Origin of the sequence: Vibrio sp. THAF64, assembly GCF_009363455.1 — a bacterium.
Lineage (GTDB): Bacteria > Pseudomonadota > Gammaproteobacteria > Enterobacterales > Vibrionaceae > Vibrio > Vibrio coralliilyticus.
The window spans coordinates 1,595,924-1,608,558 of the sequence record NZ_CP045356.1; the positions used below are offsets into that span (position 1 = coordinate 1,595,924).

General features: G+C 44.4%; 14 protein-coding genes. 8 read left to right on the plus strand and 6 right to left on the minus strand.

Annotation, left to right across the window (positions count from 1 at the left end):
- Positions 1 to 236 precede the first annotated feature (236 nt).
- The gene (locus tag FIU99_RS23680; RefSeq protein WP_006961401.1) at positions 237 to 662 is read left to right on the plus strand and encodes a BLUF domain-containing protein; all 426 of its coding nucleotides are present in this window, start codon (positions 237 to 239) and stop codon (positions 660 to 662) included.
- Between the two features lie 11 nt (positions 663 to 673).
- Positions 674 to 2,365, plus strand: a complete 1,692-nt coding sequence (locus FIU99_RS23685; RefSeq protein ID WP_152472573.1) for a methyl-accepting chemotaxis protein — start codon at positions 674 to 676, stop codon at positions 2,363 to 2,365.
- Between the two features lie 53 nt (positions 2,366 to 2,418).
- On the opposite strand, the gene FIU99_RS23690 is transcribed toward FIU99_RS23685, so the two are convergent.
- Complete coding sequence (locus tag FIU99_RS23690; protein WP_006961399.1) at positions 2,419 to 2,895, minus strand: peptide-methionine (S)-S-oxide reductase; 477 nt, start codon at positions 2,893 to 2,895, stop codon at positions 2,419 to 2,421.
- 283 nt (positions 2,896 to 3,178) lie between these two features.
- Here FIU99_RS23690 and FIU99_RS23695 point away from each other — a divergent pair, with 283 nt between their 5' ends.
- The gene (locus tag FIU99_RS23695; RefSeq protein WP_006961398.1) at positions 3,179 to 3,832 is read left to right on the plus strand and encodes a Qnr family pentapeptide repeat protein; all 654 of its coding nucleotides are present in this window, start codon (positions 3,179 to 3,181) and stop codon (positions 3,830 to 3,832) included.
- A gap of 10 nt (positions 3,833 to 3,842) precedes the next feature.
- Here FIU99_RS23695 and FIU99_RS27770 read toward each other — a convergent pair whose 3' ends face one another.
- From FIU99_RS27770 to FIU99_RS23710, 3 genes are read right to left on the minus strand one after another with little or no spacing between them, the layout of a single operon-like run.
- Positions 3,843 to 3,935 carry a DUF2474 family protein gene (locus tag FIU99_RS27770; protein ID WP_080555943.1) on the minus strand — a complete coding sequence of 31 codons (93 nt, stop codon included), beginning with the start codon at positions 3,933 to 3,935 and terminating at the stop codon, positions 3,843 to 3,845.
- On the minus strand, positions 3,935 to 4,933 hold the full coding sequence (gene cydB, locus FIU99_RS23705) for a cytochrome d ubiquinol oxidase subunit II (protein ID WP_006961397.1): 999 nt from the start codon (positions 4,931 to 4,933) through the stop codon (positions 3,935 to 3,937). Before cydB ends, FIU99_RS27770 begins: the two co-directional genes overlap by 1 nt.
- Positions 4,934 to 4,943: 10 nt before the next feature.
- Positions 4,944 to 6,332: a cytochrome ubiquinol oxidase subunit I gene (locus FIU99_RS23710; protein WP_006961396.1), complete on the minus strand. Its 1,389-nt coding sequence runs from the start codon at positions 6,330 to 6,332 to the stop codon at positions 4,944 to 4,946.
- Between the two features lie 138 nt (positions 6,333 to 6,470).
- Between FIU99_RS23710 and FIU99_RS23715 the strand changes: the two genes are divergently transcribed.
- Entirely contained in the window at positions 6,471 to 7,712 is a 1,242-nt protein-coding gene (locus tag FIU99_RS23715; protein ID WP_006961395.1) for an NADH:ubiquinone reductase (Na(+)-transporting) subunit B, read from the plus strand.
- A 4-nt stretch (positions 7,713 to 7,716) separates the two neighbouring features.
- Positions 7,717 to 7,872, plus strand: a complete 156-nt coding sequence (locus FIU99_RS23720; RefSeq protein ID WP_080555942.1) for a DUF2256 domain-containing protein — start codon at positions 7,717 to 7,719, stop codon at positions 7,870 to 7,872.
- Here the strand turns inward: FIU99_RS23720 and FIU99_RS23725 are convergent.
- Entirely contained in the window at positions 7,845 to 8,552 is a 708-nt protein-coding gene (locus FIU99_RS23725) for an SDR family oxidoreductase (RefSeq protein ID WP_006961394.1), read from the minus strand. The two genes, FIU99_RS23720 and FIU99_RS23725, sit on opposite strands and share 28 nt — an antisense overlap.
- A 310-nt stretch (positions 8,553 to 8,862) precedes the next feature.
- Between FIU99_RS23725 and FIU99_RS23730 the strand changes: the two genes are divergently transcribed.
- From FIU99_RS23730 to FIU99_RS23740, 3 genes are all read left to right on the plus strand, one after another.
- On the plus strand, positions 8,863 to 9,834 hold the full coding sequence (locus tag FIU99_RS23730; RefSeq protein WP_006961393.1) for an ABC transporter substrate-binding protein: 972 nt from the start codon (positions 8,863 to 8,865) through the stop codon (positions 9,832 to 9,834).
- Positions 9,835 to 9,837: 3 nt separating this feature from the next.
- Positions 9,838 to 11,199 (plus strand): diguanylate cyclase, encoded by a 1,362-nt coding sequence (locus FIU99_RS23735; RefSeq protein WP_006961392.1) that lies wholly within the window; start codon positions 9,838 to 9,840, stop codon positions 11,197 to 11,199.
- 188 nt (positions 11,200 to 11,387) lie between these two features.
- Entirely contained in the window at positions 11,388 to 11,999 is a 612-nt protein-coding gene (locus FIU99_RS23740) for a YitT family protein (RefSeq protein ID WP_006961391.1), read from the plus strand.
- Positions 12,000 to 12,039: 40 nt separating this feature from the next.
- Here the strand turns inward: FIU99_RS23740 and FIU99_RS23745 are convergent, their stop codons facing one another.
- Positions 12,040 to 12,513, minus strand: coding sequence for an HAD family hydrolase (locus tag FIU99_RS23745; protein WP_006961390.1), 474 nt, complete (start codon positions 12,511 to 12,513; stop codon positions 12,040 to 12,042).
- Positions 12,514 to 12,635 lie beyond the last annotated feature (122 nt).

The following is a 12,635-nucleotide window of genomic DNA, read 5'->3' on the forward strand; positions in this document are numbered from 1 at the left end:
TCATCTGGCATGTAAATTGTAAGTATATTGTTAATGTTTGGTTACCTATTAGGTGGTAAGGTTTTAGTGCAGAGTCTTTTGAAAGTATCTCAATACAAGAAACACTTTTGATAAGAATCTGTTATCAAAGCTTTATCTGTCGTCTTGATGGAGCAAAATCAGTTCAGAACAAGTTATGCCCGAGTCATAAAAATTGAACACACTGGCTTAGGACATATAAGTGATGGGAGCCATAAATGGAAATGATTGAACTCGTGTATGTCAGCAAAGCGGTTCAACGGCTTAAGCAAGATCAATTGGAAGCGATTCTGTCGAAAGCACGTAAGAATAATACGGACAACGAAATTACTGGCCTTCTCCTTTACGACGGTTATGGCACCTTCATCCAAGTTTTAGAAGGGCCTGAAAACAGCGTCGAATCACTATTCAGTAAGATACAGAAAGACACTCGTCACACCAACATTAACCGTATCGGTTTTCATCATATAAGCACTCGCAGTTTCCCTGATTGGAAAATGGGCTTCAAAGTTCTTGACCAGCACCTTGGGTCGTCGATTCCTGGATTTAGTGATTTTATGGATCACAAAGGAGACCTCGATTACCTGCTGGAGCATAAAAGCTTTGCCATGCGAATGATCAAGCATTTCGTTAAAAAGGATTGAGGGGGATAGGCATGTTATCTAGATTAACCATTGCCCAGAAGGTGTATTTGCTCGGGTTGTCCCAGTTGCTTGCCATGATTATTATGGGCGTTTTTGCCCTTTATCAAATGAACAAGATTGGTAACGAGCTGGTTGATATCGCAGAAGAAGATATCCCGTTAACTAAAATGTTGACGGTGGTGACAGAGCATCAGTTGGAACAAGCGATTCTGTTCGAAAGAGCACTCATTAAAGCGATCCGCGTTGAGCAAGGATTGGCCCAGATGAGTGTATTCGAAGAAGCTAAGAAAAAGGTTCATGACCTGACGGTCAAAACCGAAAAAGAACTCTATGAAGTTGAAGAGTTCATTGAGAAAGCCATACCACTGTTGCACTCAGTTGAGGCTCAAGAAAAATTCAAGAAGCTTCTTGGCGAGCTGAAAGTTGTCGAGAAGTCTTACAGCACGCTTGTTGGTGAAGTTGACAAAACAATGGACTACGGCAGCAATGGTCAAATCGAAGAGATGCTCGAGTTCTCTAAGAAAGTGGAAGCACATGAAAATGAAATTGATAAATCGTTGATTTCGATTCTCGATGAAGTGCAAAACTTTACTCTCGCCAGTGCACTTCAAGCTGAAGAGGATGAGAAATACGCGATCAAGTGGATGACGATCATTGCTTCAGTGTCAATAGTTTTAGGTATTCTTATGCCTTTCTTGGTCACACGTGCTATTCGCACCCCAATAATGAATCTCATCGACAGACTTAAGCAGGTGGCTGAAGGAGATGGCGACTTGACCATTCGATTGGATGACTCGTCCCGCGATGAAACGGGTACCGTGGCAAACGCATTCAATAAGTTCTTGGGTGTGTTGATGGGAACCATCACTCAAATCAACTCTAAGGCGGAAGAACTCGGGCAGTCATCAGAAGTCGCAGTTTCAGCTATGCAGCGTACGTTGCAGAACGTTGAAAAGCAGCGTTGTGATATCGAGCAGGTAGCGACAGCGATTAACCAAATGAACGCGACGACACAGGAAGTGGCGAACAGTACAGCAAACGCGTCTTCGGTGACTGATGAAGTGAGAAAGCACGTAATGGAAGGTCAGAAAGAAGCGCTAGCTACTCAAGAGGTTATCCAAGAGCTTGCGAATGAGGTGACCACATCATCCGGTGTGATTGAAAACCTTGTTTCTGAAACCAACAATATCGGCCAAGTACTGGAATCTATTCAAGGTATCGCTGAACAAACTAACTTGCTTGCTTTGAATGCTGCCATCGAAGCGGCTCGCGCAGGTGAAACAGGGCGTGGTTTTGCGGTGGTTGCGGACGAGGTTCGTTCACTCGCTCAGCGCACTCAAGAAGCAACCGTAGATATTCAGAAGTTAGTCGATACGTTGCAGTCGGAAGCGAAAAATGCCGTATCAAGTATGAAGAAAGGAACAGATACCGCGAAGCTTTGTCTTGAGAAAAGCTCGGAGTCTGCCAATACCTTCTCTGTTGCTGCTGAATCGGTCAATCAGATCGCTGGCTTGAACTTACAAATTGCAGCTGCTGCTGAGGAACAATCGACGGTGGCGCAAGATTTGGACAATAACCTGACCAGTATCAAAACGTTAGCAGAAGAGACCGCGGAAGAAACAAAGAATACAGCGGCTGCAAGTGAAACCATCGCGATGAATGTGATTGATTTACACAAAAACCTTAACAAGTTCCAAGTGTAAGAGCTGTTTGAACTTGCTAACGAGAGGCCAGAGCATTGCTCTGGCCTTTTTATTTATTGGTTTTTGTATTTGTGCAGTAAATCTATCGGAATGTGGCAATAATCGTCTGGGTGGAGGGTTAGGCGATCCTGATGTTCATCATCGCTTTTAACATAGTTGGTCAGCGGAAGTATCTCTACCACAATACGTTCGCGATCTGAACGAGACTCAATAAAGTCCTGAGCCTGAGTCAAATGCTTATGGTTTATGCTATATACACCAGTGCGGTATTTTTTACCGATATCTTCGCCTTGCTTGTTGAGGCTGTAAGGATCGATAATTTCAAAGAAGAAATCCATCAATTCCAGAACTGATACTTTTTCAGGGTCAAACTGAGTGCGGACGCATTCCGCATAGCCATCATATTCCCCTTTGGTATCCTGATTAGTGCCATTGGCTCTCCCGGCTTCAGTTACGATTACTCCGGGCAGATGTTTCATAAACTCCTGTACACCCCACAAGCAGCCTCCGGCAAAATAGATTTCTTCCATTACATGATCTCTTAAGATTAACTGCCATGTATTAGAGCAAAACTGCTCCAATTGCTCTACGCCTTTTTACTTTTTAAAACGGTCATCTGAACAGTAATTTAAAGGTTGAAACTTTTTTCTTGATACGCGCCTTCAAATTTCAAAGTAGCACACCCTTAAACCGCCATTTTGATGCCTTAAATTGGCGATTTTGGGGTGTTTTAAGTTCTTGATGTTTAAGGTTTTATTTTTGTGGAAAAACAAAGGCTTAGAGTGCTAGTCTTGCGCCAACTAAGGAGAACACATGTCTATAAAAGATCAGACGTATCATCAGCAAGACTTCTCTCATCAGGACTTACAGCAGCAGGTGTATGAGGGTTGTCAGTTCATTAAATGCAGCTTTGACCGAGCGGATTTACGTGATGCAAAGTTCATCAACTGCAAATTCATTGAAGCGCAAGCGCTGGAAGGGTGCAGCTTCCAATATGCCAACCTCAAGGATGCCAGTTTTGAAAACTGTATGTTAGCCATGAGTCAGTTTGTTGGTGCTGATTGTTTTGGTATCGAATTTAGAAAGTGCGATTTAAAAGGTGCGAACTTTCAGCGAGCAAATTTTGTTAATCGTATTAGCCATTCAGCTTACTTTTGTTCTGCATACATAACTGGGTGTAACCTGAGTTACGCCAACTTTGAACGTGCATTGCTAGAAAAGTGCGAGCTGTTTGAAAATCGTTGGAGTGGTGCCAACCTGTTCGGAGCCAGTATGTTGGGCGCGGATTTGTCACGTGGTGAATTCAGCAAAGAACAGTGGGGCACATTCAACTTGGAAAGCGCAGACTTAACTCATGTTGACCTGGAAGGTTTAGACATGCGTAGGGTCTCACTCAACGGTGTGAAGATCTGTGATTGGCAGCAAGAGCAGCTACTGTCGAAGTTTGGTTTGGTTGTGATTGGTTAAACCTACTCCTCTAAAAAAGTATCCAACGAATTGACATCGAAATAACGGCGAGTGAAAAAACACTCGCCAACCATATCAAGAAAAACCATCCAAATTGTTTCATCAGTGGTACCCCTCACCGTGTTTTAGCTTTCCTCTGAATACCCAGTATGAATAAGCGCTGTAGGCGATGATCATGGGTAGCAAAATAGCCGCTCCGACCAACAAGAAAGCAAGGCTTGAATCTGGGCCTGCGACCTCTTGGTATGTCAGTGCAAATGGAACTAGGTAGGGGAAAGTGCTTACGCCAAAACCAAGCGCAGAGATAACAAACAGTCCTATGCCGCACAGGTACGCCTTGAGTGCCTTGTGTTCCAACAAAGCGGAAAATAGTGTCCAGATACACAATGCTGCAGCAATTGGAATGAAAAGGAAGAGCAGCGCGTTAGGGAAACTGAACCAACGTTCGAATACCAAACCATTACTGAGTGGTAACCATAAGCTAGCGATTGCGATACAGGTAACGAGTGCCAACCCCCAACGTTTTGCGACCGTATAGTAACGGTTGATCAGATCATCGGGCAATTTCATGATTAACCAGCAAGCACCTAACAATACGTAAGCGCAAACTAAGGCCACAGCACAGAACACGCTGAAGGGGCTTAACCAGTCAAACCAGCCGCCAGCATACGAACGTCCATCCACTTTGATACCTTGAAGAAGGGCACCGAGCATAATGCCTTGCATCGCTGTTGCTAGTAATGAACCCAAAAAGAAGGCTCCGTCCCACAGGAATTTGCCTCGTTTGGTTCGAAAGCGGTATTCAAACGAAACCCCTCGTAGTATGAGCCCTAAAAGCATAAGGATCAGCGGGGCATAGAGTGCTGGCATGACGACGGCATAAGCCAGCGGGAATACCGCGAACAAGCCGCCACCACCTAACACCAGCCAAGTTTCGTTACCATCCCACACAGGAGCGATACTGTTCATCATGAGATCGCGTTCGTTTTCACTGTGAGCGCTGGGGTAGAGAATACCAATTCCCAGATCAAACCCATCCAAAATTACATAGATGAGGACAGCTAAACCGATTAATCCGTACCATATTAGTGCGTAATCCATATCGCCTTCCTCACGTTAGATGGTTGGAATGAGAAGCAGGTGGAGAATCTGTGCCATCAGGGAGACGACTGTCCAACGACTCTTCATATTTTGTTGGTGATTTACGCATCAAGCGCAACAGATAAAAGAATCCAGCTCCGAAGACAACAAAATACACAACGATAAACGCGGTTAAGGAAACGCTTATCGCTGCGGCGTCAATAGGCGACGCAGAATCGGCGGTAGTGAGTAGTCCATATACGGTGTATGGTTGGCGACCCACTTCAGTGGTTATCCAGCCAGCTAGTACAGCAATAAAACCTGCCGGGCCAAAGAGTACGCACAGTTTGTGGAACCAAGGCGTTTTAAACAGAGTTTTTCTCTTTCTTAGCCATAAACTACAAAGACCTATGAATAGCATGCCAAAGCCAATGCCGACCATAACCCTGAAACTCCAGAATACGATAGCAACAGGAGGGTGTTCGTCGGCTGGAAATGCATCTAAGCCTTTTACTTCACCATCCCAGTCATGTGTCAGAATCAGGCTGCCAAGTTTGGGGATTTCGACCTTATATTCCACTTCCTGAGTTTCATCATTGGGGATACCAAACAAGATTAGCGGCGCACCTTTGTGTGATTGGTAATGACCTTCCATAGCCGCGACTTTAGCTGGTTGATGCTCCAAGGTATTCAAACCATGCATGTCACCGGCAACAATCTGTATTGGCGTGACAATGGCCGCCATCCACATAGCCATTGAGAACATTGTCCTAGCCAGAGGGTTGTGGGGAGCAGATAGCAAGTGGTAGGCACCTACAGCAGCAACGACAAAGGCTGTGGTTAGGTAGGCAGCGAGTAGCATGTGAACTAATCGATATGGAAAAGAAGGGTTGAACACGATTTCAAACCAACTTTCTGGGATGAATTGACCCACTTCATTGATTGAATAACCCGCGGGTGTTTGCATCCAGCTGTTGACGGAAAGTATCCAAAATGCAGAAAGAAATGTGCCGAAAGCGACAACACAAGTTGAAGCAAAGTGCAGCTTTTTACCGACCCTGTCCATTCCGAATAGCATCACGCCGAGAAAGCCTGCTTCGAGGAAGAAAGCGGTGAAAACCTCATAGCCCATTAAAGGTCCGAGTATTGGCCCCGTCTTGTCTGCGAAGACACTCCAGTTCGTGCCGAATTGATAGCTAAGCACGATGCCGCTGACTACCCCCATACCGAAACTGATGGCGAAGATTTTCAGCCAATACTTGTACAGCTGTAAGTACTTTTCGTTGTTTGTTTTAAGCCACAAACCCTCTAACACGGCTAAATAGCTCGCTAATCCAATGGTAAAGGCTGGAAAAATGATGTGAAAAGATACTGTGAACGCGAACTGAAATCTTGCTAAGTCCACTGCCAGCGTTTCCATAACATGCTCCTCGCGACGAATATGCTGTTATGTACGATGTCTGGCAGTTGATTGTTCACAACCTAAGAAAATTAGTAGTGCGCCAAACGACAAAAATGCTCGTAGATAAGATTGAAAACTTAATTCGGAAGTAAAGATATGAGCTTGAAAAGTAGACTGGATGCCATAGCCCCCGATTTCGAACCGGGCGGTAAGTATGAGAAGTTTTATCCCGTGTTCGAGGCCGCTGCGACCATATTTTATACCCCAGGTTTAGTGAATAGAGGTGTGACACATGTGCGTGACAGCATTGATTTGAAACGCATTATGATAATGGTGTGGCTGGCGACTTTCCCTGCCATGTTTTGGGGGATGTACAATGTTGGTAACCAGTCCTCCATGGCTCTGTTAAGCGTATACTCTGTGGCAGAATTGGAGACCGTTGTTGCTGATAGTTGGAGACTAATGTTGGCATTCGGCTCCGCTCAGGGGGTCGCCGATGCCGGCTGGATGAGCAAAATGCTGCTTGGGGCAAGTTACTTTCTACCAGTTTACGCCACCGTTTTTGTTGTCGGAGGCTTTTGGGAAGTATTGTTTGCAGTTGTGAGGAAACATGAAGTAAACGAAGGTTTCTTCGTGAGCTCTGTACTCTTCTCTCTCATTCTTCCTCCTACCATCCCTCTTTGGCAAGCTGCACTCGGTATCACCTTTGGTATTGTCGTGGCAAAAGAGATATTTGGTGGCACAGGTCGAAATTTTTTGAATCCTGCTCTGGCTGGGAGAGCGTTTCTCTACTTTGCCTATCCTGCCAACATGTCAGGAGGCGCGGTATGGGTTGCCGCTGATGGTTATTCTGGAGCGACACCGCTGAGTCAATGGTATGAAGGTGGTCAAGGTGCTCTGATAAACAATATGACTGGTGAAGTGTTGCGTTGGAGCGACGCGTTCTTGGGTAATCTTCCCGGTTCGATGGGAGAAGTTTCTACGTTGCTGATCATGCTCGCTGGCTTGCTTCTCATAGCGATGAGAATCGCATCGTGGCGGATTGTCGCGGGCGTTATCATGGGTTTAGCTGTTACTTCAACACTGCTTAACGTGATTGGTTCTCAAACTAACCCCATGTTCTCGATGCCTTTCTACTGGCACTTCGTATTGGGTGGTGTGGCATTTGGCACTTTCTTCATGGCCACGGACCCTGTCTCGGCTGCGTTTACTAACAAAGGTAAATGGGCATATGGCATCCTCATTGGTGTTATGACAATAGGCATTAGAGCGCTTAACCCTGCATACCCCGAGGGGATAATGCTGGCTATTCTGTTTGCTAATTTATTTGCGCCGTTATTCGATTTCATGGTCAAAGAAGGCAATATAAAAAGAAGACTTAAGCGTTGTGAGCGCTAACTGCATGAAGAAACAGCATTTACCGAAAAAAATGTGTGTGGTCTGCAGTAGACCATTTACATGGCGCCATAAGTGGCGCCATTGTTGGGAGGAGGTTAAGTATTGTTCGGAGCGATGTAGAAGAAGTCGTAATCACCAAGGCAGTTCTTCACCGTTATAAGCAAGAAAGCTGCCGCTGATATCCGAAGTTGCTTCGGAAATGATGTTGACGAGATCTGCGGCCACTCTATCAGGTTCAAACAGTTTTCCCTCTGGTACATTGGCTTGAAAAGGTTTTGATAATTCGGTGTCCGTTGTCCCTGGATGCAGTGAAAGAACGCATGCTTTGGGCATAGTTCTTCCCCATTCAATACTGAGGGTTTTGAGTAGCATATTGAGTGCCGCTTTAGATGAGCGATAGCTATACCAGCCTCCCAATTGATTATCTTTAATGCTGCCGACTTTGGCTGAGATAGTTGCGAGCTTTGGCTGGCTACTATGCTTCAAGGCGCTTTGAAAGTGTTTGGCGATCAGCATCGTCGGCATCGCATTATTCATGATGTTTTTTAGGTAAAAATCGGGATCAAATGATTTGAGGTTCTTTTCGGGCCCATGGTGTTCATCATGTAACAATCCAACCGCGTTAATAATCCAATCTAGTTGCTCTATCTCATTCGCTAGCAATTGCAGTTGCGCCTCATCTGTCACATCTAGTTTGTGCCAAATGATTGTTTCATGAGAATGGGTTGGTTGCTGATTTCTATAAGTAGCGTGTACTTCAATATCAGGACTATGTTGGGCTAAATTCCGGCAAATTGCGTGTCCAATACCGCCGTTTCCACCAAAAATAAGTACTTTCATTAGATACCCTAGAGTTAAGCTGTTTGAGAGATATTTAAATGTATAACTATGACTTATAGTTTGTTTTACGACCTAGAGGTTGAGAGAGATTACTGTTCGAATACTTTTTATTGAGCGCCGCTTTTTGAGAAACGTGATGCTTTAGTCGCTGATTTATGTGATTAATTTCACGCAAATGATAAAGAGTTACACAGATTTCTATAAAAAGTCGTGTTCCCTTCCAAAGTCACAATTCTATAAGCTAACTTTATATGTGCTAGGTTTCTTATTTTAGAGTGTGTATGTTATGCCACTTGTTAAACGGAATTTAATGGCTTTAGGTCTTGGCTCCTTACTCATTGGAGTAGCAGCTTTGTTTGCCAGTCAGTATGAATCGCGAAACAAGACCAATGATACCAAAATAAGAGTCGGTGTCTCTTTGACTCCGCTGGCTTCTCCCTTTTTGATTGCTGAACACCTTGGCCTTTTCGATGACTATGATCTTGATGTCACTTTGTACCCTTGTGCTAGTGGAATAGCCTGTACCCAATTGATGCTAAATCGAGATGTCGAGTACGCGACCGCCTCCGAATCGGTAGTGATGTTTCAGAGTTTTGAGCGTAAAGATTTGGCATTGCTGGTGAGCTTTGTTGAGTCAGATAATGACCTTAAGCTGCTTACGCTAAACCCCTCTGAAGTCGGAGACGTGGGAGCGCTACAAGGTAAGAAAGTAGGTGTAGTAAAAGGCAGTGCCAGCGAGTTTTATTTTGATTCTGTGCTGATTGCCAACAATCTCAAAACCCTCAATGTAGAAAAAGTCTATCTCCAGCCTCATGAGTTGGTTCCAGCGTTACTGTCCTATCGTGTGGAAGCGATTTCAGCTTGGGAGCCAATGGGTTACAAAGCCGACATCTTATCTGCTGCCGAAGTGAGTAATCTGGGTACTCCGGGGATTTATCAACAGTCCTTCAATTTACTGTCGACCACTCCTTATCTTGAGTTTGCCGGTAATGAGCCCACGCAATTATTGGGCGCTCTTGATGAAGCTGTGGAATGGATCAATGCAAATCCGGACAAGGCTTTGGGCATCATTACTAAACGCCTCAATATTCCTGCCAATCAAGTTAAGTGGTCATGGGAAGACTATGTTTTCCGTTTATCGCTGGGCAATTCGTTGCTTTCTAATCTGCAATTACAAGCGAGATGGGCAGTAGAAAGCGGACTGGTCGGGAGCGAACAACCCGACTTCAGAGACTTGTTCTTTACTCAACCCTATCAACAAATCATTGCTTTGCGAGAGTAAGCTATGTTGGATTCACTGTTTAAAAAGCTGTTTGTACTATCAACGACAACCTTGATGCTGACGTTATTCATCATCATTTCTTTTGCGAAAGTGGCGGGAGAACAACGTGAAACAAAAGCCGAATTGGATCAGATCATTGATTTACAATTGTGCGTTGATTTACTCAGAAGCCAGTTGTGGGTCTTCCTTCAGTTTGGTGATGAATCCAGCCTCAATCAAGTGGAATTGGCTCAGGCGGAGTTAGCGACCAAATTGACAGCTTATAAGCAGAACAACAGTCAGCTAGGAAATATCCAGCGTATGAATCACAGCTTAAATGCGCTGCTGAATAAAGAAAAACAAGTGTACTTTTTATCCATCAATGGCCTCGACGAGCAGGGGTCCGCAAACATCAATGCGCGAGGCTTACTCCACTCTCGTTACAACATGATTGTTCAGAACATGACAGAAGAGCTGGCTTATGTTCATCAGTCTGTACTTAACCGTAATGCAAACAGCCTGCATCAAGTTATGCTTTATGCGGCAGCATGGTTGATCATCTGTTCAGTCTTGGTCAGTGCGACGGCTTGGTTGATTTCGTTCCGCTTTAAATCCGGTGCCGAAGCAATGAAGAATGCGATTATCGACTTGGCTGAAGGGAAATTAGACTCAAAAGTCGAAGCAGTGAAAATGGATACTGAGTTTCGAATCATGGCGCAATTTTTTAATCAGATGACAATGTCATTGTGTGAAACAACAGTAACTAAGCAAGAACTGGAAGAAGAGGTGATGCGCCAGACTCAGCAGCTCAAACATAAGCAGGAGCAGCTGATATTTTTATCAGAGCACGACCCTCTGACGAATCTCGTCAACCGCAGAGCATTTGATAAAGCATTAGAGAATGCGATCGTTAAAGCGAACCGTACTCAGTGTAAACTGGCTATTTTCTTCATTGATTTGGATGACTTTAAGTCCGTCAATGACACATTTGGCCATGAAGCGGGAGACGCCATTCTTGTTGAGGTGGCAAGTCGTATCACAGCGGCAATCCGTGAATCTGATTTTGTTGGCCGTTTTGGGGGGGATGAGTTCGTTATCTGCCTCGATCTTTTGCATGACTTTGATATTGTTGCAAAAAAGGCTGAGCAACTGCTGGATGCGATTAACGCACCGATTGAGTTCAACGGCCGAACCCTCAAAGTAGGAGCTAGTATTGGCGTCAGTTATTTCCCTGATCAGACTAAGAACAAAGAAGTCTTATTAAGTATTGCCGACGAGGCGATGTACAGAGCGAAACAGATGGCGGGATCCGCGTGTTTTGATGGGAAAACTACAGTCTGCAAAAAAGGTTCTAAGTCTGTTCGGTTAACTTCAATCAATGATTGAAATTAGGGCAGAATAGATTCAAATCGCCTTTAAATTCACTGGCCTTTCTAAGAGGTTGTACATTTCTTTAAACACCCGTTTATTGATAGATTTAACGCATTATCTCGACATTATTGTCAATTATCGACATCTTATCCGCGTTTGGTTCACGCATGGTTTTGTGAATCGTATTTGGATAGGAAGCCAACATGGATAAAGAACACAGTTTACGTGAGAATTTGCTCGCACTTATCTTAGGGAGCGCTTTGGTCTCTCTCGGAGTTATTTTCTTCAATAAAGTTGGGTTACTGACTGGTGGGACTGCTGGCTTGGCGATATTCCTGACGAAAGTCAGCGACTTTAGCTTCGGTCAGGTATTTTTTATGCTTAACCTGCCGTTCTATGCTCTGTCTATCGCTCGCATGGGTTGGCGATTTACCGTCAATACATTTGTCGCTGTCAGTATTGTTTCCCTTGCTGTTGATCATCTGCATCATGTCATTGAGATAGCTCGCATTGAACCTTTATACGCTGCTCTGCTGGGTGGAGGCTTAATAGGCATGGGGATGCTAGTTATCTTTCGCCACAAAATGAGCCTAGGAGGGTTTAACATTCTGGCGTTATTCCTTCAGGAGCGCTTTGGCATTCGAGCAGGTAAAGTTCAGATGGTGCTGGATTGCACAATCGTTGTTTTATCTCTGTTTATTGTCGATCTTTCTCTTATTCTGCTTTCAGTAGTTGGCGCCATTGCCACAAACCTAATCTTGGCAATGAATCATAAACCGGGTCGTTATCAACCCCAGCAATCCTCAGCATCTTAGATAAAGCAGTCAAACGGTTTAATGCTATATTAAGCCGTTTTTATCTGTCTTCGAGTAGCGCTTCTAGACTTTGAATACTGCGAACGCCTTTTGGAACAGGAAGATTTGTTGGGTTGTACCAAATGGTCTGTAATCCTGCTTTCTCTGCGGGGTAGATATCTTTCTCAAGAATGTCGCCGACCATCACCAGTTCAGAGGGGTGATGGCAAAGTGATTTGGCAATTTCGAGATAAAACTCAGCACTATTCTTCTCTAGGCCTAAGTTAGCCTTGCAGAAATAGCCGTTAATATAGGGATCTAATCCGACCCTTTGAAAGGCTTGTTGGATTTCACGTTCGGTTGAGTCTTGAGCGCTGGTTGCTACGTAGACTGGGAAATGGCGGCTGAGCGACTTAAGTGTCTGTTCCGCTTTATCTACGGCCTCTACGTTCGGCCATAGATACATTTTCCCCTGCTGATCTGGGAAGTCGACCATGAGCGTGTTTCCCCAATCAAAAAGATAAACCTTATTCATTACTCTCTCCGTTTAACATGGTTGATTTCATTATTTTAAATCGGCTGCCATAAATCCAGAGGTAAATTTCGCCAACATATAAACATATTCACCTAATTAATTTATTTCGGCGTTTGGCTTGT